This window comes from Pantoea sp. X-Soil-ISGK-285, assembly GCF_059730815.1.
Genome location: NZ_AP035940.1, coordinates 113,132 through 137,011, shown reverse-complemented (window position 1 = coordinate 137,011; position 23,880 = coordinate 113,132). Strand labels below are relative to the sequence as shown.

Sequence of the window (23,880 nt, the reverse complement as noted above, 5' to 3'; positions counted from 1 at the left end):
CACTAAACCGGCACAATTGTGCCGTGAGTTCTCAACACTACGCTTTCACACAATAAGGGGGAGAGGATGGCTGCTCTGAGAGTCGCGGTGCTGGCAACGGCCGGTTTTAGTCCGTTTCATTTTTCAGTTCCCTGTATTCTGTTCGGCTCAGCCCTGCCGCAGCCGGATCTGTTTCATGTCGATATCTGCGCACTGAAACCAGGCCCGGTCATCTCAGAGATGGGGTTGTCAATTACGGTGGAACAGGGTCTTGACCCGCTTGATCAGGCGGACATTATTATCGTGCCCTACTGGCATAATCCGGCTGAAAAACCTGCGCAGGCGCTGCTTGATAAGCTGGTGGCAGCCTGGCAGCGCGGCGCAGAGATCGTTGGACTATGTCTGGGCACTTACGTACTGGCTTATGCAAGTTTGCTCGATAAGCATCGTGCTGCCACTCACTGGGAATTTGAGCGTGACTTCTGCGAGCGCTTTCCGCAGGTTCACCTCGACAGTAATGCTCTTTATACCCGGGACACTCGTCTGATCACTTCTGCCGGCACCGCGGCGGGCATCGACTGCTGCCTGGATATCATCCGTCACCACTATGGCAGCGCCATGGCTAATCGGGTAGCCAGACGCATGGTGGTGCCGCCTTACCGTGAAGGCGGTCAGGCGCAGTTCATTGAGCGGCCGGTTCCGGAAACAACGCGTGACAGTAAGATCAACGCGTTGCTGGCGTCGCTGCGACAGAATCTGCATCAGCCGCAGGATCTTGACTCACTTTCGCGGACGCTTGGCATGAGCAGGCGAACGCTGACGCGTCATTTTCACAAGGCGACAGGCATGTCCCTGGGAGAGTGGCTGACAGCAGAGCGTCTGCAACGCAGCCAGCTATTACTCGAAACCACCGGCATCAGCATTGAATGTGTGGCAGAAAAGGCGGGTTTTGATTCGCCCGTGTCATTTCGTCAGCGTTTTAAATCCCGGTTTGGCGTCTCTCCCAGCGAGTGGCGCCGGACATTTCGGGGGCCGCATCCGGTGATGAGTGATGAGACATTACGACAGGACGATGAGTGACCAGGCCCGGATGAATTTCTGCGCCTGTGACTTTGCCTGCCGGAATATTCCCGCGTAATGACGGTCACTATTCCGGCAGAAATAAATGCGACTACAGCAGGAAATCATCCAGCGACTGGCCGTTTTCAATGGCCGCCTTAATTACGGAGGGCGTTCGGCCCTGACCCGTCCAGTAACGAACCTGACCATTTTCGTCATTGTAACGGTATTTCGCCGGACGCTTTGCGCGTTTCTTTTTGCCGGTTACCGAGGGGGATGCGCTCTTCACCAGCTCCGCCGGGTTGATCCCTTCTTCCATTAACAGCTCCTGGTAGAACGCCAGTTTTTCTGCTTTCTCACGCGCTTCCGCTGCTCGCGCGTTTTCCTCTTCACGACGTTCATTTACCACGGTCTCTAATTTCTGGCGTAACTCTTCCAGCATATCTAAAGCCATATTGCGCGCCTCTGCACGAAGCGTGCGGATATTGTTCAGGCTGCTCAGGTTCTTACTCATAACAAATCCTCAAATACTCAAATTAATCAATGAAGTGCAAATTATTCAGCTGGCAAGGGTAACATTTACCCACGTGATATTTGAAGCGCTAGTGTAGCCTTATTCGCTATTAATCCTCTATTAAGGGTGCTGGTTGAACCACCAAAGAAGAAATTTTAAGCGAAATCTGCTGGTTAATTGCGGATTATCATTGTTGAAACAGGATTGTGGGATTTGCATTTTTGCTTTTGATTAACTGTGCTTAAATCAGTCAACAGGGTTTATTAAGGACAGGCATGAAGTTTCGCCAAAAAAATGAGGGTTCAGCGCCAAAAATCTCGCCGCTGCTAAGAAGTATTATCCTTTCAGGCGTATTGCTCAGCGTGGCGGTGATTGGCTTAAATGTGTGGACGCTGCGGGAAGACTGGAATGAAACCGTCGATAAAGCTGAAGATACGGCGGTTAATCTGTCACTGTCACAGGCGCGCCAGGCGGACGATACATTTTTGCAGACCGAGCTCTCTTTGCGCGAGGTGCAACGCGAGCTCGAAAAGCAGATTGCCACAACCGGTGTAGATGGCGAGGCGCTGAGCCAGACGATGCGCCTGTTGCAGAGCCACCTGCCACAACTACACGGTTTGTTCTACTATGATGCGCAGGGGAAATGGATAGCCACTTCTATGAGCCGGATACCGCCTGACATCAATAATTCCGATCGTGAATATTTCGATTATCACCGCACCAGCCCGCGCGATACCCTGCACGTCGGCCCGGTGCTTCGCAGCCGCACCACTCACGAGCTGGTGATCCCGGTTACGCTGCGTGTGAACGATGCCTTTAACGGCTTTCGGGGTGTCTTACTCGCCACCATCAAAGTGGACTATTTCCGCCGTTTCTACAGCTATTATGAACTTAGCGAAGGCGATGTACTGGTACTGATGCTGGCAGACAGTACCGTGCTTTACGCCCGTCCGATGCCGGATAGCTACATCGGCAAAAACCTCTCAGTGAGTCCGCTTTTCCTCAGGATGCTGGCCCATGCGGATAAAGGCAGCGGTCAGTGGACCGCTGCGCTTGATGGTAAAAAACGCATCTTTGGCTTTGTCCGCTCACAGCGATACCCGCTGGTGGTGGCCGCGGGATATGACAAGCGCGCGCTGTTTAACCACTGGCTCAAGAGCTGGGTACATGATCTGATTCTGAGCCTGGCGCTGCTGATTGTTATTCTTTTACTGGGTGCATTTGTACTGCGTCAGGCACGGCATACGCTGCGTTATCAGCTTGAGCTGACCCGATTACGCGATGATCTGACCGCGGCTAATCGCGCACTGGAAAATCTGGCACAGAGTGACGGGCTGACGGGTGTTGCCAACCGGCGCCATTTTGATCACATGCTGACTGAATGCCTGCAGAACGCGGAGCGCAGTGGCCAGCCGGTGTCATTAATCCTGCTCGATATCGATTATTTTAAACGTTTCAACGATACCTACGGCCATGTGGCGGGTGACGACTGCCTGAAAAAAGTGGCTACTGTTCTGAAAAACGCCGCCCGCCGCAAAAACGAACTTACGGCCCGATATGGCGGCGAAGAGTTTGCCATTATTCTGCCCGGACAGCCGTTGTCAGCCGCCTTGAACTTCGCTGAATTGATCATCGACGCCGTTAACAGGCTCGATATGCCGCATCTCACCACGGAACTGCCGCAAAAGCACGTCACCCTGAGTGCAGGCTGCGCCGTCTATCTTGCTTCAGACTCACAACAGGAAAAAGAATCGCTGATAGCGCGCGCGGATGAGGCTTTGTATCACGCGAAACGGGCAGGGCGTAACCAGGCCATGTGTGAAGAACGTAGCGGCTGAGCATCCGTGATCAAATCCTGAATCCTGCCTGTGGCATGGTGACTGCTCAACTTAAACAGGGAGCGGCCATGTCAAACGATACCGGTTTCACTCATCTTGCTTTACAGGTACGGGATTTAGAGAAGAGCGTAGATTTTTATCAGCGTTATGCCGGGATGCAGGTGATACATCAGCGTGAACCTGGCATTCCTGAAGCACAGAAAGTGGCGTGGCTGTCGGATTTAACCCGACCTTTTGCGCTGGTGCTGGTGCAATCTGACAACAGTGTAGATACGCCGCTGGGTCCATTTGGTCATATAGGGGTGGCCTGTAGCAGCCGTGAAGAGATAGATGAAAAAGTGGCACTCGCACGGCTCGAAGGTGTGTTGCGACGCGACGCGCAGCAATCTGGTGTGCCAGTCGGATACTGGGCATTTTTTGCCGATCCTGATGGCAATACGCTAGAGCTCTCTTATGGTCAGCAGATCGGACTGGAAATTATCACAGCCGCCACACGCAATCGCTGAATAAATAAAGCGGTTGAGAGAACAGAATGAAACCCATTACCTGTTGCGTGACTGCGTAAAGCTTTTCAGTTATTGAGTTCAGGGTAACGCCTGAGCAGGATTATGGATGGAGAGACAATAACAAGATGAGAAAGGAAAGGGTACAGGCTGGCCGGTAATTGAGATGCTTGAACCTGACCATTTATGGTGAAAAAACCGCCTGCCTGATGCAGGCGGTGTTTCATTATGCATACTGGATTAAATCAGGAAATCATCCAGCGATTTACCTGCATCAATGGCAGATTTAATAGCAGATGGGGTACGGCCCTGGCCAGTCCACTGCTTAACCTCACCATTTTCGTCGGTGTACTGATATTTAGCCGGACGAGGCGCGCGTTTTTTCTTCACGGCTGGTGCAGTCGGCATACCATTTAACAGTTCGTTAGGATCGATACCTTCCTGCAACAGTAATTCACGGTACTTTGCCAGTTTCTCAGCTTTTTCACGATTAGCTGCTTCAGAAGCCTGTGCTTCCTCACGTCGCTCACTCACCACAACCGACAGTTTTTCCAGCATTTCTTCCAGGGCAGCAAGGTCAAGCTCGCGAGCGTTTGCGCGAAGGGTACGGATATTATTCAAGCTGTTGAGAGTGTCACTCATCAAAGTCACCATAGTCATGTTCAGATAATAAAATACAGAGCGGGTTCACGCTGATGCTTTTCGTCAGACCTGCTTTTTTAAGATGCTTGCCTTCGAAGAATCAAAATACAGAACCGATAGTTCAACGCCAACATATTAATCGCTTTCTCAAAGAGTTTAAACTGTAATTAACGTAAGACCCTTAAACAAAAGTAAAGTTACTCTTTTTTTTACACTCTTCGCTCAAAATGTCAAAAAGGTGCCTCATCTGATGATGCTCAATAATTTAGTTACGTTATGGATAAACCAGGCTTTCACGCCGCTTTTCCAGCAGAATCGCTTCGCTAATCGCGGACCTGCTTTGTTCCGAGAGGCAGTCACCGTGCATACTTCTCCAGATAAGGCTGGATATGTCCATGAGGCCACCATAATAGGGTTGTAAAGGACGCATAGCAAAATTACTAAAAAATAACCATCAGGCGGCTGATTTATTCAGACAATATCTAAGGCCATGAAATCAGATTAATTTATCACTTAAATAACGTTCTGGTTAAGGCGATCATCACCAGACGGGTTATGGCTTTGTTTTAAAAGCCCGGAGAGACAAACCCCAGTAAAGGGGGATAAAACAGTCAGAATCACGCGTGGCCTGTATGACCCTGGATTGATTATTTACGGGCGTAATGACTTTTTAGCCGCCGTATGGGGCCAGAGAGGCTTTCCGCTAATCAAGGAAACCTGAGCCACATCATCCGGGTACCATGTTGCCTTATGCGCCGATGGAGCGGTAAACAGTGCGATCTCAATTGCCCCAATACTTACTCACAAGCAAGCTAAACTCTATAAGAGACGCTATTGTCAGCGTTATAAGGGGTTCTCAGGAGAGACTGGCGTGTTCAAAGGCAATAAAAAGTCATTACCGGTTCGCTACTGTAAAACGTGTAATAAACCGATGTCATGGCGAAAAAAGTGGGAACGATGCTGGGACGAGGTGTTGTATTGCTCGGAACGGTGCCGGCGGCAGCGTACTGATCGGCAAGAGGATGATACATAAATAAAACCTGAACCTGACCTCTGACGCTGATCAAAGCTGGCCAGGGATTGACCTGGCCTCAGTCAGGGGAATGGGGCTATTGCTGTACCTCGATCTGTTGCCAGCCTCTTTTAAACATACAATCTTTAACCAGTATCTCTCGCTGGCTTTCATTGGCGTCGCTGGTGGAGTAATCGGTGTCAGTGGTTTTATATTTACTGTCTTTTGAGGTGTATTTACCGCTAACGACATTGTCAGGGGGTAAATCCCGCAGTGCCTGGGCCCGACAGGCTGTTTCCGTTATTGTTTCCTGCTGTTCAGATGCATCTGGCTTGACCCATTTATACTGCACACATCCGGTCAGACAGAGAGTAAATAACATCAGCATAAGAGGTTTCATAATCTGTTTCTCAGTGCTCCCCGCCTGAGTTGAGACGAGTGATTGAGTAAGGAAACCGATCGGCAGGGTTTCCTCACCACAAAAAAAGGGAAGAGTCATCCGACGTTAAAATGTCAGGCCGCCACCGATATAGGGACCATCGATCAGGGTATGACCCGGACGTCCATCTTTGCCATCAACACCCGCATAGCGATAGCCCACTTTTAAAACCAGTGGATCCACAGGTGACCAGCTGACACCGCCATTGGCCTCAACGAAATTCTTAACGCTGTTGGTCAGCTGTTCCGGGGCGGAATAACCTTCTCCATACAACGCAAAATTAGCGGGCAGATTGATTTTCACACCGCCGCCAACAGGAAACGCAACGCCGTTATCTCCTTTTTTGCCGCCGATGTAAGCGGCTTTAACGCCAGCCGTCAGCATCACCGGTCCAATTTCAAGGTTATAACCGGTACCCGCCTGACCAATCTGAACACCATCCGCTGTATTTTTGATCCACTGGCCATCAACATAAAGCCCGCCGGATGAACGGCCGATTTCTGCGTCCAGTACCGAGGTGTTTTTACTTTGTTCGGCATTCAGGCCAATGGCCATGGCTGAGGAGGATGCACACAATAATAAGCCAAAGCCAATTACAGAAATTTTCATTGCTCAGTTTTCCCACAGAATCAGATTTTCAGGATAATGATTAAGAGTGCTATTAAAGCAGATTTACTTTTGCACAATCTCTTTAACATCGTGCTGTTGTAGCTGATGCATGTTTCCATCCGTGTCTTTATAAGAGATCATGCCTGTTTCTTTATCTTTTGCGGGTTTGCCATGAGTCGTAATCATGTGCCCATCGTTGGTGGAGATCACATAATTGCTTGAGCAGGCGGAAAGGGACATAACAGAAGTTATCATCGCAATAGCAAAAGCGAATTTCTTGCCAGAATTAAAAGATGTCATTTTACTTTCCTGTCGTTTCTTTTTAAGAAGATGCGGCATTATTCGCTGTGATTGTTAAACGACATGCTAACAATCCGGCTGTTTGCCTCTTTATCAGGATGATAATGATCTGGATCAATATCATGGGTTGCTCAGGAGTAAGCAACCATGGCGGGTATTGATTATTTTGCCACCAGTACTTGCGGAAGCGAAGGCAGAAGGTTGTACTGAGAGAATCAGGAAGAAAACCAGCAAGGTAGAGGAAAAGAAACTTAAGCGCGAATCCGCAAAAATGAATCTGAAAGAAGAACAGGCTGATGCTCAAAGACTGAATTAAACTGATTTACTCGTAGGCTCACGCTGGCGAATCTCCGAACATCGGTAAATTCCGCATGCTCCTTTATCTCTTGTCAGTTTGGGTGGGCATCAGGCTATCACCACTCTCTGAGAAAGTTGCAAAGCATATCGGCCTTTAACCACTCTCCTCTTCTGTTTATGCATTTTCAGACAGTATCAGGCAACATTCTTCCCCTTTTAATGCCAGAAAGGGCTGTATTCCGAATGGGAGCCGTTGTCGATACACTGCATACGCAGCGTTACTGGGTTCTGTTACTATCATCGGGAACCAGGCATAGAAAAAAACCACTCAGTTGAGTGGTTGTAAAAAGAAAAAAATAGTTAATGAGCAAAACTGCGATACATAATGTTTTAATACTGGGATATATCTATGCCAGGAAATAATATCTGTTAACAGACATGTTAGCTATGGGATTTATAAGAAATGATGCAAAGTGAAAGCGTAACAATGACCATAATACAGTGAATGTTAAAAGTTCAGCTCTCACGTAACTGTTTATCTATCAATTTATTTTGTTAACAACATGGATTTAACTTTGATTGTTTTTCTGATGCGGATTTATCGTGCGCATCATGCTCATTACATTTTTAAAACACATGGAGGTAATCAATTTTCTTAAGATCCCGTTAAGATCTGCATCGTAAATTAGCCCGACAATTTTAACGGAGATAAATATGAAAAAGTTTCTTTTAGCAGCATTGTTTGCCGGTATGAGCTTTGGAGTTGCTGCACAGGAAGGTTTTGTTAATCCAGCAGGGCAGGGGTATTCTCAGGGCGGATTTAAAGGTCCGACACCCGGCGTATCTTCTGTCGCTCAGGTTAAGACGCTGCGTGATGACGCATGGGTCGTTCTGGAAGGTAACATCATCAGACAAGTGGGGCATGAACTTTATGAGTTCAAAGATGCTACCGGAACGATTAATGTCGATATTGATGACAAGCGCTGGATGGGACAATCGTTATCACCGAGTGATAAAGTCCGTCTTGAAGGTGAAGTTGATAAAGACTGGAACAGTGTTGAGATTGATGTAAAAACGGTTCGGGTTCTTAAGTAATCCTTATTCGCTCATCACCTGGTGGTGGCCTGAAAATCAGGGCACTGCCATTGTGAAAATGATCCTTCCAGGACGCCTTTCTTTCATTACAGCGGCCGCAATTTAGTTACAACACCCTATTTGAGCAGATTACGTTACCGGCAATATCCTGCCAGATTGGTTTTTTTGATTAAACCTGAACGGAGCCGTTCTGTGAATCCGAGTGCTCATTGACTAGCCGCCCCGCACGGCCCAAAGGGCCGTAATAGTTATTTACGGTACATTGAATGATGTAACTAAATGTAGAGTGCGGGAATGATTCAACATTCTCCACATCCGCCTTTAACTGTTGAACCCGCGCCTGGAAGAACCCCCATTTAATGCGCTGTTGACCTGCCGTTGACCCTGACGGCAGTTTTCTTCTGCCTGCCCGATGCCAGATCAAAAACCGAAACGAGTATCATTTATAGAATGAGTGCTTCTTACTTTTAGGCAGGGCGTGATATGGCAATGAATATGGGCAGCACCTACCGGATCCTTGGCTATCAGCCATCGGTAAATTCCGCCTGGCGCCAGAAATTACTGACAATGGGCATGCTTCCCGGCGCAGTTATTGAGGTCATTCGCGTGGCGCCAATGGGCGATCCGGTGCAGATCTCTACCCGCCGTGTCAGCCTGGCGGTGCGGCAGCGTGACCTGGATGACATCATCCTGGAGGAAATCGTCTGATGAAGAAGATAACCATCGGGCTGATTGGTAATCCTAATACCGGCAAAACCACGCTGTTTAACCAGCTCACCGGTGCCCGACAGCGGGTCGGGAACTGGGCTGGCGTCACAGTTGAGCGCAAAGAGGGTCAATTTTTTACCGCGCAGTCAGATGTCAGGCTTATTGATCTGCCAGGCACCCGATCGCTGACAACGCTATCTGCTGAAAGCTCGATAGATGAGAGCATCGCCTGCCAGTATCTCTATCAGGATCACGCCGATGTGGTGATTAACGTCGTCGATGCCTCCAGTCTGGAAAGTAATCTGTTCCTGACCTTTCAGCTGCTGGAACTGGGCGTACCCTGCATTGTCGCCCTGAACATGCAGGATATTTCCGCCAGCCAGAACATCACTATTGATGTCGCAGCACTGTCAGCTCATCTCGGATGTCCGGTCGTTTCACTGACATCAACCAAAGGTGATGGCATTGCCCAGCTCAAAGCGCTGATTGACCAGCCCCATATTTACCGCGCACCGGAACGGGTACGTTATCCGGCCGCGATTGAAACGGCCATTGAGCAGCTCTGCCAACAGATGCCCGCCGCCATAGCCCCACAAAAACGCTACTGGCTGGCCTTGCAACTGCTGGAAGGGGATATCAACAGTCAGAAACTTTGTCCGACGCTGGTTCCGCATTTGCCCGAGATTATGCAGCAGGCCGGTGGAGAGACCGGCGTACAGATTGCCGATTACCGCTATCGCACCATCAATACCCTTTGCGCGGCAGTGAGTAACATTCATCAGGCTATGCCCGCCGGTCTGACCCGCAGGATCGATAAAATTGTGCTGAACCGCTGGCTGGGCATTCCGATATTCCTGGCGGTGATGTATGTAATGTTCGTGCTTTCAATTAACATCGGTGCTGCGCTACAGCCACTGTTCGACAGCAGTTCGGTGGCGATATTCATTCATGGTGCGCAATGGCTGGGCTATGTCTGCCACTTCCCTGACTGGCTGACGGTTTTCCTGGCGCAGGGTATCGGTGCCGGTATCAATACCGTGCTGCCGATCATTCCGCAGATTGGCCTGATGTTCCTGTTCCTCGCTTTCCTTGAAGACTCCGGCTACATGGCGCGCGCCGCTTTTGTGATGGATCGTCTGATGCAGTCACTGGGCCTGCCGGGAAAATCCTTTGTGCCGCTGATTGTCGGCTTTGGCTGTAATGTCCCGTCGGTCATGGGGACACGGACGCTGGATACACCGCGTGAGCGTCTGCTGACGGTGTTGATTGCGCCTTTTATGTCATGTGGCGCACGGCTGGCGATTTTTGCGGTTTTCGCTGCGGCATTCTTTAACACCCACAGTTCCAGCCTGGTTTTCTCCCTCTATCTGCTGGGCATTGTGGTGGCCATCGCGACCGGACTGGTGCTTAAGCATACCCTGCTGGGCGGAGAAGCCTCGCCGTTTATCATGGAGTTGCCGGTCTATCACCGGCCTCACCTCAAAAGCCTGCTCTTGCAGACCTGGCAACGGCTGAAAATGTTTGTGGTGCGAGCCGGACAGGTGATTATCCTGGTGAGCATGCTGATTGGCGTACTGAGCAGCTTTGCCTTTAATGGCCAGATGGTTAATGACATTAACCACTCTGCGCTGGCGGCGACCAGCAAAGCGATCACTCCCATGCTGTTGCCGATTGGTGTCACTCAGGATAACTGGCAGGCAACAGTGGGGCTGGTGAGCGGCATCATGGCGAAAGAGGTCGTGGTCGGCACGCTCAACAGCCTTTACACCACAGAGGCAATCCAGAGTAGTCCATTTGATCCGCAGGCTTTTGACCTGCCTGGTGAGCTTAAAGAGGCGCTGACAGAGACCTGGGCGGGGTTAACGGCTGCATTCAGAATTGATGCGCTGGCCCATCCCATCGATGCCAGTAAAGGCGATGGTGAGATGGCGACTGGTTCGATGGGCGTGATGTCAGCCAAATTTGGCAGTGGCTTTGCCGCTTACAGTTACTTAATTTTTGTCCTGCTTTATGTTCCCTGCGTCTCGGTCATGGGGGCTATTGCGCGGGAAGCCGGTAAAAAATGGATGATGTTCTCATTCTTCTGGGGACTCAACATCGCCTACACCACCGCCACGCTGTTTTACCAGACCGTCACTTTTGCCGACCATCCTGCATTTAGTGCGACCTGCCTGATAATTGTGCTGGTGCTGAACGGAATCATCCTGCTGGCATTGCGAAAAGCGGGAAGCCGGGTGCAGTCAATACCGGTCATGCTCAGGGAGGAAAAGGGGAGTTGCAGCGGCTGCCACGGCGGCTGTGATAAGCAGAAAGGCTTTGCCCGGTAAAAATAAGTACTGATGACATTCACTCTTTCCGCTGCCGGCGATTCCTGGCCGCAGCGGACAGGTGAGGATTGTCCTGTTGATTGTTCTTACGAATTTGAAGCCAGAATAGTGGGATGATTAGCGTATGAGCAGTGACAAAGGCTGCATGACAATTAACCCGGTCAGAGGCATTATTCTTCCCGCTGAAAGCAGATGCTTACCAAAGCAGATCTGACCATGCACTGCAGCATGCCCTTAATATGGATAGTGGCTCCTGTTTAGAAGACAGATTCGCAGCATGCGGTATGGCAGTAAGGATAAATCAATTAAATCAGCCGGATGAACGCTGTGGATGCCCGCCGCAGCGTTCATCCGTACCGGCTTACACACAGGCTGTCCACTTTTTCTGTGGATAACTTCAGCCTGAAAAAGGGGCTTTATTCTCTTTTCAGGAGCCATCAGCCAGGATAATCAGAGTCACCATATTGTTCCATAAACTCCACCATGGCACCTTTGTGTGCATCCACATGGCGGATATAGCGCATCAGTGTTTCTGGTTTTTTCCACGTCCCTTCCTGCATGATCCTGGCAATTGGATAGCCTTTATCTGCCATATCCTGCGCAGCTCCTACCCTGGCGCTGTGGCCACTCCAGCCGGTGTAGCGATTTTTGTTGGCCTTTACTGCGCCCTCTTTTCCGGCAGTGCGCCATGCCCGGCTAAAAATCTGTTCCAGTGCCCTTGTGCTCATCGGCTTTTCGGCAATCAGTGGCCGGCCAGACCGATGTACTGCAGTAAACAGCCAGGCATCAGGCTGGCTGGATAGCCCGGACGCTTCAATCCACTCTTCCAGTCGCTGAGTTGAACGGGCGCTGAGCGCCTTAATCAATCCGCCGGTCTGCACAATAGTTTTTGTCCATGCCACATCCAGAATGATGCGACCATCACCGGCACGCATCACATCCCGCACCCGCAAACGCGACAGTTCACTGATACGCAATAGCGTTGCATAAGCCACATGTAAAAAAGCCAGATCGCGAAGCGCCTGAAGGTTATCAGAACCTGACCATTCTTTATCCAGCGCCAGCAGGTCACTCAGCCTGAAGGGCACAGCCTGGCCTGCCCGCTCTCCGTTGATCACCGCCACACGATTTATCTTTTTCATCGTCCGGAAAACCAGCGGAGAGACATTGGGCACCGGCAACCCGGCGTTACGGTGTAACATCGAAATTAACGCCGCGTGTGAAGTGACGGTTGAGGAGGCCCGGCCGCTTTCAGCCAGAAAAGAGAGATAATCACGCAAATCGTCTGCACTCATCGGCAGGAAGCTGCGCTGGTTATCTTCCGACCAGCGATTGCAGATTCGCATTACGCTAAGCAGCTGTCGCCAGGTGTTCGGTGAGAAAGCCTCTTTATCCTGAACGAACTGCCGGAGCCGCTCGGTGATATCGCTATTCCGGTCAACCGTCAGAGGGGTTAACGGCACTAACTCACTCATATTTGCTCACTTATCAACCAAAGACGCCGATGATCGCGCTACGTTAATTCTGAGAACTAAGCAGGGGGATAACCGGTCAGAATTTACGTAGCGTTGTCATTTTCAGGGCGAACTTTACTGCTATCCATCTTAACCCGGCACCATCCCTATGTCATGACTTCGTATAAGAACAATTATACGAAGTTAGTATGGCGTAACCGATCCCGTCTGGCTTTTAACGGATTGACGCTCATCGCAGTCAGTCAGGGAAGGTATAGGTCACACGCTTTATCGATAGCTGAACGTAACTCACTGCGAGTTGTTCAAGTGAAACCACGATGCAAAAAAAATGTCTCAAACTAAGGCGCGTTTAAACCAAGGTATGAACGGTTTAATCATTATTTAATTAAATCAGCGCATCACGATGCTTTATTTTCCCAGCGCAATAATGAGCAGGAGCATCAAAATAGAGATGTTGAAAAATGGCAGACTACGTTAATTAGTTAGTCAGTTAAATTAATAACTCATAAAAAGGTTCCATATAACACTGCTCAAAGGCAATATCCTTTTAAAATTTTTATAGAGTACATAAATTAAACACAACTTCCCGATATTACGTTCATAGTTCTGAACAGGCGACATGTCATTTACGCTACCACAAGAGATCCAGGCATTAATCCTCAGAACAAAAAACTAAATAACAGCTTATCGCCGATTTAAATACCAGACAGCACTTCCTTTCATCTATCTTGTTCCCCTGCATATCAAAAGCGTCGATAAGTATATGCATCAGCTTTTTAATCGAATAAAGCGGCTAATGTATTTATCGCAGCAGTATTATTCTGGCTGATCAGCCGGATTAAGACGTATTAACGAGTTATACACATTTTATGGCGGCGTCTGGAAGAACGCACAGAACGCTGGCTTCACCCAGGGTAAATATGAGGATATTTTCATGAAAAAAACGTTATTATCGCTGTGTCTTTTAGGTCTTTCCTGCGCCCCAGTTGTTACGCAGGCACAACAGTCAGTGACCTGTGTCAGAGCCTCAGAGCAGGATGTGGCCAACCTGTTTGACGCCTGGAATGACTCTCTGGCAACCGGTGATGCAACAAAAGTCTCTGAATTATATGTCAGCGATGCCGTTTTGCTGCCGACCATTTCAAATCAGGTACGTCTGACCGATCAGGAACGTATCGATTATTTTAAAGATTTCCTGAAAAAAGGGCCGAGCGGTAAAATTGATTCCCGGACTATCAGAATTGGTTGTAATAAAGCGATTGATACCGGCGTTTATACATTTACTTTTAAAGATAACACGCACGTCACAGCACGTTACACCTTCACTTATGTCTGGGATGGTAAGGGCTGGAAAATCTCAACCCATCACTCTTCAGCTATGCCAGAGCCTGTAAGCAAGCCTTAACAGACGCGCTGATGAAAAAATAGCCAGCGTCATGATGTGATGCTGGCTCTTTTCCCTTTACGCAAAAATAAACGTTCGGGCTTGAAGATAATAACGCCTGGCTCATACTTAATAAATGGCAATTAATATCCTTCGCATTTAGCGTGTCTGTTTCCTGTATCACGGACAGTATAAGTGCTATTAAATGGCCAGCGTCAGTTTCTCATCCGAATAAAATGAAATCTGTCGGTTTGGTGTTTCCATTTCAGGCTGATCAATTCCCAAACGCAAATATCTGCCCATGAAACAGCGGTTTTATACTCCATTTCCATTGCCTATCTGCCAGATAAAGGTCGGATCGGTGCCGTTCACCTCCCAGTCACCCACGTTACGTAGCTTGTAGATCACCGGATTGTGCGACGACACCGTTCGTGCATTACGCCAGTGCCGGTCGAGTGCCTTGCTGACTCGGGTATCAGATGCACCCAGCGCATTGAAGAATTCTGTTGCCGCACGCGTCACCAGCTCAACGGCCACCGCCTGTGCCTGAGCGGACTCTACTTCGGCCAGCACGTTTGCCGCATGAAGCTGTGCCTCATCTGCGCCACTCAGTTGCAGCTCAAATGCCCGCTGCAACGAGTGGGTCGCCCGGTCGACGGCGGCTTCGGCTGCCCATGCCCAGCTGCTTATCTGACCGACCACCTGCAACACCTGAACATCCTGCTTCACCTGCGGCGCATTACCGTGGCTGTAAATACGCTTACGCTGCGCCACGCCCTGAGCAGCATCGCGCACCACCGCCCGCCCGATGCCCGCCAGCGTGGCCAGTAAGACATGCTGATAGAATGCCGTCTGATAGCGGAAACGCTCACTGAAATCATAGACATGTGGCAGTTCAACCCGGGCCTGATGAAAGCGCGTAGTACCACTGCCGGTCAGTCGCTGCCCGAAGCCATCCCAGTCATCATCGCGCTCCACCTCATTCTGGTGGGTGTTCACCAGGGCAATCACATCACGACCGTTATCCGCGCGCTGAGCATAGACATCAATCCAGTCCGCATAGAGTGTGCCGGTGCTGTAGAACTTCTCACCGCTGATCCGCCATCCCCCCTCATCGGGAGAAATCTGAGTGTTGACTTCACCCAGCTTCACCGCGCCGATCTCGCTCCAGCCGCTGCCTACCAGCTCACCGTCCACAAAGCGGCGGAACCAGCGACGCCGATCCTCACTGGCTGGCTGGTTCAGGCGATCCTCAATAAATGCGAAGTGCGCACGCAGCGCCTGTGGCAGGTTCGAATCTGCCTCAGCCAGTTCGGTCAGCAGAGCAAATAACTGCGGCAGCGAAACCCCAAAGCCGCCTTCTTCTTTAGGGATACGCAGGGTGCCGAAGCGCGCCGCTTTCAGCCAGCTGATCGGCTCATGCAACAGTGTGCGTTCGGTTTCACGGGCACTTGCCCCCTCAGCGATGCGGGCGAACAGCGGCCTGAAATGCTGAACCAGTTCGTCAAATTCGGTACGATTTAATTCAGACATGATCCTCTCCTGAGTCGGGTTGTTCATCGATGTCCTGTCGGGTCGGTTCAAAACGAATGATTAACAGGAAAATAATCGGGATAAGGGCGGCCAGTGAGACAATCCAGAACATATTGGTGCCGTAACGCGCCTGCAAAATTGGCAGAATAAACAGCGCCAGCGCGCTGCCCACACCGGAGAGCGAACGACTAAAGCCGACACCGGTGGCGCGTATGTGGGTCGGGTAGGAGAGCGCCGGATAGATCATCAACTGCGCGCCGGGTCCGAATCCCTCTGCAAAGAGCCACAAACCCAGCATCAGCACCGCAAACACCACGCCAGCTGTCGCCTGGGGATGACCAATCAATGCCAGCGAAATCAGCGCGATAAACTGCAGCGCAAATCCGGCGATTGCGACATGCCGTGAGGGAAATTTCCACGCCAGTCGCATCCCCAACAGCCCGCCGGTAAAGGCGAACAACGCATTCAGTCCCAGCGAGGCAGAGATAGTTTCAAATACGCCCGCGCCGAGAAATTGCGCCAGGATAGAGGGCAGGAAGAAAGCGATGGCGGTGTATTCAAATGAAATACAGACGTTCATCACCGCACTGACGACCGTGCGCTCCAGATAAGGCTTCTGAAACAGTACGCGGAAACGCACTTTCGGCTTCGCTTTCACCGCATCGGTTTTAGCGGGCGGCTCCTCATGCGCAACAATGCCGTAAGAGTCACGCAGAATACGCACCGCACCGCTCAGGTCGCCCTGATTCGCCGCCCACAGCGGTGACTCATTCATAAACTTACTGCGCACCGCAATAATCAGTAGCGCCGGTACGGCGCCAAACAGCAGCGAGGCGCGCCACAGCCAGTCGATATGTTCGGCGGGCAGCAGGAAATAGAGTGCAAAAATAATAAAGAAGCAGGCAGACGAAGCGGCATACCACATCGGGCACCAGGCTGCGAGGCGCGATGCTTTATTGCCCTTGCCGGAGAACTTAGAGAATTCTGCCAGATAGGCCATGGCAACCGGCAGATCGATCCCGACGCCGATGCCCATCAGAAAACGGGCACCAATCAACACCCAGACGTTGGGGGCCAGACCTGCCGCAATGGCGGAGACGACAAAAAACAACATGTCCGCCATAAACACTGAGTAACGGCCATATTTATCGGTCAGCCAGCCGCCGACCAGATTACCCACAATGGTGCCGATCATGATTGACGACGTCACCAGGCCCGTGAGTACCGGGGTTAAACCAAACTCCTTTACCACATCATCGATGCCGTAGGAGAGGGTAGTGAGATCGTAGGCATCAAGAAACACGCCGCCCAGCGCCAGGAAAACAATCCAGCGCGCATAGCTGTTTTTTTCGGTGTTACTGTTAATCAGCCGGGCCACATCACTCACCGATCGAACCGGTTGAGAGTGAGGCGGTGGCGCAGTTAAGGTGTTGTCAATTTCTAATGTACTCATCGTATCCTCGTTATTATATTCAGCAGGTAGCGAGGGTTTTATATGAATTACTGGCATAGTTAACAACCAACAAAATCAGATAACTATTATAATTAATTCAATAAGATAGGATTATATCTCACCCACACCAGACCCCGCATGAAATATAAAATTCATCCGGTAGCGTTCAGCGAAATGTTGTTTTTTATACTGCTGAAACGGGTGAAGTTTCAGCAGTATATGGCAGACCTGTTTAGCAACGGTTAACAGCAATGACCGGTCCGGTAATGCCTGTCCATTTACCGGCGACAAGACGTACTCTTGTCTCTTTGCACCTTGCTATGCGCCGGTTATTCATGCCGGGCAGCCAGCCGTCTCTGTTATGAAACTTCCACCCTGGCTGCTCGCTGTTCCACATCAGCACTCCGGCGATAACCGGCACCCGGATGCGGCAACGCCAGCCGCGGCCCCTGGCCAAATAACTTTTCACGCAGCGTACCGGGCTGATACTGCTGCTTGTAGACGCCACGCTTTTGCAGTTCCGGCACCAGCAGTTCCACCACGTCAGTAAAGGTTTCGTGCGTCACGGCGTAGGCAAGGTTAAAACCATCGACGTCTGTCTCTTCGACCCAGCTTTGCAGCTCATCGGCCACCGTTTCAGCGCTGCCCACCAGCAGCGGACCAAATCCGCCAATGCCCACCCAGTCTGCCAGGCCCTGCACCGTCCATTGGCGGTTGGGATCGGCAGTGGAGAATGTCTCAACCGCCGACTGAATCGCATTGGTGTGCAGATGTTTCAGTACCTGATCCGGCTGATACTGCCCGAAATCAATGCCGGTCCAGCCTGAGATCAGCGCCAGCGCACCTTCGTAACTGACATAGCGCTTGTACTCCTGCCATTTCGCCTGCGCCGCCAGGTCGGTTTCGCCAACAATGACTGTCTGCAGGTTGAAGATCAGTATGGAGCAGGGATCGCGTCCCGCTTCAGCGGCTCTCCGGCGAATATCCGCCACGGTTTTCTTCAGCAGCACTTTTGAAGGGGCCGCTACGAACACGCATTCGGCATGCTCCGCCGCAAACGCTTTACCGCGGCTGGAGGCGCCTGCCTGGTAAAGTACCGGCGTGCGCTGCGGCGAAGGTTCGCACAGATGGATGCCGGGCACCTGGAAGAATTTACCCTGATGATTAATCGGATGGATTTTATTCGGGTCGCTGAAAATATGGCGTTCACGATCGCGCAGGACCGCGCCATCTTCCCAGCTTCCCTCCAGCAGCTTATAGATAACCTGCAGATATTCATCGGCATAGTCGTAGCGCGCATCGTGATCGGTCTGGGCCTGATGTCCAATATTACGCGCACCGCTTTCCAGATAGGAGGTCACAATATTCCAGCCAATGCGGCCTTTGGTCAGATGATCCAGCGTCGAGATCCGCCGCGCAAACGGGTAGGGGTGTTCAAACGACAGTGAGGCGGTCAGGCCAAAGCCCAGATGTTCCGTCACCAGCGCCATCGGCGTGATTAACGCCAGCGGATCGTTTACCGGCACCTGCGTGGCGTGCCGAATCGCGGCCTGGTTATTACCGTTGAGCACGTCGTAGACCCCAAGCACGTCAGCAATAAACAGTCCATCAAACCTGCCGCGCTCCAGCAGGCGTGCTAAGTCGGTCCAGTACTCCAGATCTTTGTACTGCCAGGAACGATCCCGGGGATGCGCCCATAAGCCGGGCGATTGATGACCGACACAGTTCATATCGAAAGCATTCAGGCGAATTTCACGTTGCGATGACATAGCGACTCCTCGGCGGATGCGGCAATCGCTTGCCGCCCACCTTTTAGTGATTGTTCCGGAAGGGTGATTCAGTAGATGAGTGAGCCGGGACATCGCTCGCTGATGGGCAGCGGCGTGGTGGAGAGTAGCTGCCGTGCTACGGACTCAGCGTGTTCTGCAACCTGCGGTAATCCCATGAGTTCGCCAAAGCGACCACGCGCGGCAGGCCCGGCCACATAGAGATGAGGATTAGCATCACCCTGCGCATTCAGCGTCTGTGACAGCGCGTTAACCTGGATGCCCAGCGCCAGCGGGTCGGGCTGAATCACGCCGTCGCCGTGGAGCTGGCGCAGCAGCGCGTTGCTTTTAAGCAGTGCGTTGTGCGCTGGCCCGGTGGTGACAATCACTTTATCCACCTCCCGGATTTCTGATTGCGCTCCACGCAGGCGCAGCGTCAGCTGAAGATTGTTTCCCATCGCTTCCGCGCCCATCAGCCGCGCCGCCAGCAGTGACAACTGACCGCTCGCCTGCTGCTGGTTGAGTATCTGGCTTACCTGCGGGGCAATCCGGTAGCGGTGAACATCCCACCAGGGGCGAAGATGGTGCAGAAAACGCTGCTGCTCATGCAGTGAAAGGCTCTGCCAGATACGCTGGCCGTTACGGCGGATATCATCCAGTACCAGCTGCCAGGGCAGATTTAACGCGGCTGCCTGTTTTACCTCCTGACGCACCCGATGTAACCAGCCACGTGCGCTGGCGGGCTGCGGCTGACTGTAATCCAGGGTGTAGCTCTCATCGCTGCCGCTCAGGTTGGCTCGCGGCAGCTGTCCACGGCGTGAGAAGGCGGTAATCTCTCCGCGATGCTGCTGGCGATGCAGCGATGCCACCACATCGGACATGGTCAGCCCTGAACCGATAATCGCTACCCGATCGTCAGGTGCGACCTGTGCCAGCGCGCCATTCTGCCAGGGATTGGCAATCAACCCCGGATGCCCCTGTAAGGGCTTCAGCAGCGCAGGCAGGTCCGGCGGTGGATGGCTGATGGCCAGCACCACCTGATCGGCCCGGATCTTCTGCCCTGAGGCTGTTGTGACTACGCCATCCTGCAGCGCAACCGCGCTGTCACGCAGATGACTAAGTTTTACCGGCGAATGCTGCTGCTGATGCACAAACTGCGTATTGACCCAGCGACCAAACTCACCGCGTTGCGGGTAGACATTGCCGTCACGCCACAACGCGTCCGGGTCGGCCTGAAAGGCGGGCGATGCGCGATAGTCGCGGTCAAATATGCCCTCCTCATCCCCTGCAAGCTGCATTCTGGCGGCTGGCACATTGATGCGGTGGGCCGGATCGGTGGTGCCGTATGCCACACCCTGAGCAAGCTGCGCTAGTGGTTCAATCACCGTCACGTGCAACCCTGCCTGGCCAGCCCGGGCCAGATGGATCGCCAGCGCGGTGCCGGTAAAACCACCGCCGATAATGACTATCTGCTGCTGTGACATAAGCGAACCTTCTCTTCTGTTAACTGGCGCTGGCCTGTTTATCAGGACGACGGTCACCGCCAATGGTTTCACCAAAAGGACCGGTGTTCACGCTGCGCTGTCTCTTTTCGGCGTTGGCAGCCAGCGGTAACAGCGGCATCACCAGTTCAGCGAAACGGTGCGCCTCTTCAAGGTGCGGATAGCCGGAGAAAATAAAGTTCTCGATCCCCAGCGCCTGATACTCCCGGATGCGATCGGCTACCTGCTGCGGACTCCCCACCAGCGCAGTACCCGCGCCGCCGCGCACCAGGCCGACGCCTGCCCAGAGATTGGGACCAATGCGCAGGCTGTCTCGCGAGCCCTGATGCAGCGCACTCATCCGCGCCTGTCCGGCTGAGTCCATGCGGGCAAAGATCTTCTGTGCGGCGGCAATAGTCTCTTCATCCAGATGAGAAATCAGCCGCTCGGCCGCCGCCCAGGCTTCCTCTTCGGTTTCACGGACAATGACATGCAGCCGGATGCCGTAGGAGAGGCTACGGCCACTCTCCTGCGCCCGCTGACGAACTACCGCCAGTTTTTCCGCTACCTGTTCAACCGGCTCGCCCCACGTCAGATAAGTGTCGATCTGATTCGCCGCAACGTCGATAGCGGCATCAGACGAGCCACCAAAATAGAGCGGTGGGCCATTTTCCTGCACCGGCGGAAAGAGGATCTCAGCGCCTTCCACGCGGATATGCTCACCCGAAAAATCGACCTTCTCGCCTTTCAGCAGGCGGGAGTAGACCTCAAGAAACTCTCTGGTCACCTGATAGCGCTCTTCATGACTCAGAAAGATGCCGTCACCTTTGTTCTCAACCGGATCGCCGCCCGTGACCACGTTAATCAATAAACGTCCGCCAGAAAGCCGATCCAGCGTAGCCGCCATACGCGCCGCCAGGCTTGGCGGTTGCAGGCCAGGACGTACGGCTACTAAATAGCGCAGCTTTTTGGTGATCGGTGCCAGTGCAGAGGCGACCAGCCAGGAATCCTCGCAGCTCTTACCGGTCGGGATTAATACACCGTAGTAGCCCAGATTATCTGCCGCCAGCGCAACCTGCTGTAAATAGGGTAAATCGACTGCTCTGCCGCCTTCGGTGGTGCCAAGATAGCGCCCATCGCCATGGGTGGGCAGAAACCAGAAGAGGTTGAGGTTTTCCTGTGTCGCATGACTCATTAGCAGATTCCTTTATAACGATATTTGAATTTAATACATAGGCATAAATTCTTTAGTTATATAGCTTTTAGCAGGATGCGTGCCAGTCTGCTACTTAATATTTATCTCATTAATTCAACGATATATTCATAATTTCGCTTGATGCATATTGCTGCATTTGCGACAGATAAAGTTACAGCCTGCTGCATTGGCAACAATCCGGTCCGGTTAGCCTCTCGTTTCCGCGTTAGCCACGCGGTATGGTCATGGCTTTCCAGTTAACCCGGTAAATGAGATGCAAATTACCAGCCCTGAGTTGATTGACCCCGCATCGCGCGCCTTTAAAAGCGTGCTGGATCAGCTTGCGCCTACCGACGCGACGGTGCTGATCATTGGTGAAACCGGCACCGGCAAAGAGGTGATGGCGCGCTATCTGCATCATCACAGCGCCCGCAGCAGACAGCCCTTTCTGGCGGTCAACTGTGGTGCCCTCACTGAGAGTCTGGCGGAGTCGGAGCTCTTTGGTCATGAGAAAGGGGCATTTACCGGCGCACAGGATCGGCATCGCGGTTGGTTTGAGGCGGCAGAGGGCGGGACGCTGCTGCTGGATGAAGTCGGTGAACTGAGTGCGTCGCTGCAGGTGAAGCTGCTGCGCGTGCTGCAGGAACGCGAGATTACCCGTGTGGGTTCCTCCCGGGCTGTAAAGGTCAATGTGCGGGTCATTGCGGCCACCAACCGCGACCTGGCGGTGGCGATTCGTGAACGACGCTTCCGCGAAGATCTCTACTACCGGCTGAATGTGGCCAGCGTCACGCTGCCGCCGCTGCGCCAGCGCTGCGAAGATATCCCGGTGCTGGCCACTCACTTCCTGCAGCTCTATGCGCGCCGTCTGGGCCGACCTCAGTTACGTCTCAGTGAAGATGCTGTCGCCACGCTGATGGACTACAGCTGGCCGGGCAACATCCGCGAGCTGGAGAACACCCTGCATAATGTCGTCCTGCTCAGCAAAACCTCGCTGGTCACGCCGCAGCAGCTCCGGCTGAATAACCTCACGGGTAGCGAGTTATCACCGGGAGAGGAGGCGCTGGATCAGTTTTTACGGCAACAGATGCAGCAGAGCGAAACACCGCTCTATCCCCGGGTGATTGAGGCGCTGATAAAGAATGCGCTGGAACTCACTCAGGGCAATCAACTACAGGCCGCCGCGCTGCTTGGCATCAGTCGTCATACGTTGCGCACCCAACTGGGCCATCTGGGAGTGATTAAACCGCGCCGCACTTCACTGCGTCAGCGCGACACTTCTCTGAATCAGCAGCCCGAACGGGAACGGGAACTGCGCATCGGTTATCAGAAATTTGGCAACCTCGGCATCCTGAAGGCGCGCCAGTCACTGGAACAGCAGCTGGCCGATAGAGGCGTGAGCGTGCTGTGGAGTGAGTTTCCTGCGGGTCCGCAGCTTCTGCATGCGCTGAGCCAACAGGAGATCGATTTCGGCACGACCGGTGAAGTTCCCCCCTTGTTTGCGCAGGCCAGCAACAGCCCGATGGTTTATGTTGCCTGGGAACCCGCCGCGCCGCAGAGCGTGGCACTGCTGGTACCGAACAGCAGCCCGGTTCAGCAGATTGGCGATCTCAGAGGAAAACGCATCGCCGTGAATCGTGGTTCCAACGTTCACTATCTGCTGCTGCAGATTCTGGATGAAGCGGGTTTAGGGCTGGATGATGTGCGCATCGTCTATGCACCGCCCAAATATCCGCTGACGCCCAGTGATCTCAACGCAGTGGATGCCTGGATGATGTGGGATCCGCTGCTCAGCGATGCAGAGAACAGCGGACAGTTCAGGGTGATCGCTGATGGCACCGGCCGGGTCAATAATCATCAGTTTTACCTTGCTGAACGCGGGTTCGCCGCGCAGTCGGGCGATCTGCTGCAGGTTCTGCTCACCGCGCTGGAGCAGACTGGCCGCTACATCGATGCACACCGTGCTGAAGCCGCTGCGTTGCTCTCAACCGAACTCGGGATATCAGCGCCTTCACTGATGCATGCCTTAGCGCGGCGCAGCCACCAGACCCAGCGCATGAACTTGGCCATCATCCGGGAACAGCAGACCATCGCTGACCGCTTCTATGCACTGGGGCTATTGAGTCGCGCCATTCGGGTACGTGAGTCGGTCTGGCATCCATAGCGTTTTTTTCGCTAAGCATCGAACATTTGATCGCTAAGCGCTTCAACCTGCGTTTGTTATGTTGCGCTGACAACAACCAGACTCAGGAATGAGAGATGAAAAGAGTT

At 52.4% G+C, this 23,880-nt stretch carries 20 protein-coding genes; 9 read left to right on the top strand and 11 right to left on the bottom strand.

Annotated elements, in window-relative coordinates; translation table 11 throughout:
- Positions 1-66 precede the first annotated feature (66 nt).
- On the top strand, positions 67-1,059 hold the full coding sequence (locus AC6I8B_RS22420; protein ID WP_033781074.1) for a GlxA family transcriptional regulator: 993 nt from the start codon (positions 67-69) through the stop codon (positions 1,057-1,059).
- Positions 1,060-1,150: 91 nt separating this feature from the next.
- On the opposite strand, the gene AC6I8B_RS22415 is transcribed toward AC6I8B_RS22420, so the two are convergent.
- Complete coding sequence (locus AC6I8B_RS22415; protein WP_010671934.1) at positions 1,151-1,552, bottom strand: H-NS family histone-like protein; 402 nt, start codon at positions 1,550-1,552, stop codon at positions 1,151-1,153.
- Between the two features lie 275 nt (positions 1,553-1,827).
- Here AC6I8B_RS22415 and AC6I8B_RS22410 point away from each other — a divergent pair, with 275 nt between their 5' ends.
- Both AC6I8B_RS22410 and AC6I8B_RS22405 read left to right on the top strand, forming a co-directional pair.
- Entirely contained in the window at positions 1,828-3,390 is a 1,563-nt protein-coding gene (locus AC6I8B_RS22410; RefSeq protein WP_497816600.1) for a sensor domain-containing diguanylate cyclase, read from the top strand.
- Positions 3,391-3,458: 68 nt separating this feature from the next.
- Positions 3,459-3,896: a VOC family protein gene (locus AC6I8B_RS22405; protein ID WP_010257053.1), complete on the top strand. Its 438-nt coding sequence runs from the start codon at positions 3,459-3,461 to the stop codon at positions 3,894-3,896.
- A 237-nt stretch (positions 3,897-4,133) separates the two neighbouring features.
- Here the strand turns inward: AC6I8B_RS22405 and AC6I8B_RS22400 are convergent, their stop codons facing one another.
- Positions 4,134-4,535: an H-NS family histone-like protein gene (locus AC6I8B_RS22400; protein ID WP_010257055.1), complete on the bottom strand. Its 402-nt coding sequence runs from the start codon at positions 4,533-4,535 to the stop codon at positions 4,134-4,136.
- Positions 4,536-5,406: 871 nt separating this feature from the next.
- Here AC6I8B_RS22400 and AC6I8B_RS22395 point away from each other — a divergent pair.
- A complete protein-coding gene (locus AC6I8B_RS22395; protein WP_072101309.1) occupies positions 5,407-5,568 on the top strand; it encodes a DUF2256 domain-containing protein in 162 nt (53 codons plus the stop codon).
- A gap of 76 nt (positions 5,569-5,644) precedes the next feature.
- Here AC6I8B_RS22395 and AC6I8B_RS22390 read toward each other — a convergent pair whose 3' ends face one another.
- The 3 genes from AC6I8B_RS22390 to AC6I8B_RS22380 all read right to left on the bottom strand — a co-directional run bounded on the left by AC6I8B_RS22390 (position 5,645) and on the right by AC6I8B_RS22380 (position 6,895).
- A complete protein-coding gene (locus AC6I8B_RS22390) occupies positions 5,645-5,947 on the bottom strand; it encodes a hypothetical protein (RefSeq protein ID WP_029519489.1) in 303 nt (100 codons plus the stop codon).
- A gap of 105 nt (positions 5,948-6,052) precedes the next feature.
- Entirely contained in the window at positions 6,053-6,595 is a 543-nt protein-coding gene (locus AC6I8B_RS22385) for a YfaZ family outer membrane protein (protein ID WP_033770122.1), read from the bottom strand.
- A 63-nt stretch (positions 6,596-6,658) separates the two neighbouring features.
- Entirely contained in the window at positions 6,659-6,895 is a 237-nt protein-coding gene (locus AC6I8B_RS22380) for a YgdI/YgdR family lipoprotein (RefSeq protein WP_010257065.1), read from the bottom strand.
- A gap of 1,011 nt (positions 6,896-7,906) precedes the next feature.
- On the opposite strand from AC6I8B_RS22380, the gene AC6I8B_RS22375 reads away from it, so the two are divergent.
- From AC6I8B_RS22375 to feoB, 3 genes are all read left to right on the top strand, one after another.
- Positions 7,907-8,287, top strand: coding sequence for a YgiW/YdeI family stress tolerance OB fold protein (locus AC6I8B_RS22375; RefSeq protein WP_010257071.1), 381 nt, complete (start codon positions 7,907-7,909; stop codon positions 8,285-8,287).
- Between the two features lie 483 nt (positions 8,288-8,770).
- Complete coding sequence (locus AC6I8B_RS22370; protein WP_022624265.1) at positions 8,771-8,995, top strand: FeoA domain-containing protein; 225 nt, start codon at positions 8,771-8,773, stop codon at positions 8,993-8,995.
- Positions 8,995-11,322, top strand: coding sequence for a Fe(2+) transporter permease subunit FeoB (gene feoB, locus AC6I8B_RS22365; RefSeq protein ID WP_157354202.1), 2,328 nt, complete (start codon positions 8,995-8,997; stop codon positions 11,320-11,322). Before AC6I8B_RS22370 ends, feoB begins: the two co-directional genes overlap by 1 nt.
- A 437-nt stretch (positions 11,323-11,759) precedes the next feature.
- On the opposite strand, the gene AC6I8B_RS22360 is transcribed toward feoB, so the two are convergent.
- The gene (locus tag AC6I8B_RS22360; protein WP_157354200.1) at positions 11,760-12,797 is read right to left on the bottom strand and encodes a tyrosine-type recombinase/integrase; all 1,038 of its coding nucleotides are present in this window, start codon (positions 12,795-12,797) and stop codon (positions 11,760-11,762) included.
- A 934-nt stretch (positions 12,798-13,731) separates the two neighbouring features.
- On the opposite strand from AC6I8B_RS22360, the gene AC6I8B_RS22355 reads away from it, so the two are divergent.
- Positions 13,732-14,202 (top strand): SgcJ/EcaC family oxidoreductase, encoded by a 471-nt coding sequence (locus AC6I8B_RS22355; protein WP_033770116.1) that lies wholly within the window; start codon positions 13,732-13,734, stop codon positions 14,200-14,202.
- A gap of 294 nt (positions 14,203-14,496) precedes the next feature.
- On the opposite strand, the gene AC6I8B_RS22350 is transcribed toward AC6I8B_RS22355, so the two are convergent.
- The 5 genes from AC6I8B_RS22350 to ssuD form a co-directional block, all read right to left on the bottom strand.
- Positions 14,497-15,714, bottom strand: coding sequence for an acyl-CoA dehydrogenase family protein (locus AC6I8B_RS22350; RefSeq protein ID WP_157354198.1), 1,218 nt, complete (start codon positions 15,712-15,714; stop codon positions 14,497-14,499).
- Positions 15,707-17,167, bottom strand: coding sequence for an MFS transporter (locus AC6I8B_RS22345; RefSeq protein ID WP_033781082.1), 1,461 nt, complete (start codon positions 17,165-17,167; stop codon positions 15,707-15,709). The genes AC6I8B_RS22350 and AC6I8B_RS22345 overlap by 8 nt, the downstream gene beginning before the upstream one ends.
- A gap of 359 nt (positions 17,168-17,526) precedes the next feature.
- Complete coding sequence (locus AC6I8B_RS22340; protein WP_157354194.1) at positions 17,527-18,936, bottom strand: LLM class flavin-dependent oxidoreductase; 1,410 nt, start codon at positions 18,934-18,936, stop codon at positions 17,527-17,529.
- Positions 18,937-19,004: 68 nt separating this feature from the next.
- Entirely contained in the window at positions 19,005-20,417 is a 1,413-nt protein-coding gene (locus tag AC6I8B_RS22335; protein WP_157354190.1) for an FAD/NAD(P)-binding protein, read from the bottom strand.
- A gap of 19 nt (positions 20,418-20,436) precedes the next feature.
- Positions 20,437-21,609, bottom strand: a complete 1,173-nt coding sequence (gene ssuD / locus AC6I8B_RS22330; protein WP_033770106.1) for an FMNH2-dependent alkanesulfonate monooxygenase — start codon at positions 21,607-21,609, stop codon at positions 20,437-20,439.
- Positions 21,610-21,883: 274 nt separating this feature from the next.
- On the opposite strand from ssuD, the gene AC6I8B_RS22325 reads away from it, so the two are divergent.
- Entirely contained in the window at positions 21,884-23,773 is a 1,890-nt protein-coding gene (locus tag AC6I8B_RS22325; RefSeq protein ID WP_157354188.1) for a sigma-54-dependent Fis family transcriptional regulator, read from the top strand.
- The last annotated feature ends 107 nt before the right edge of the window (positions 23,774-23,880 follow it).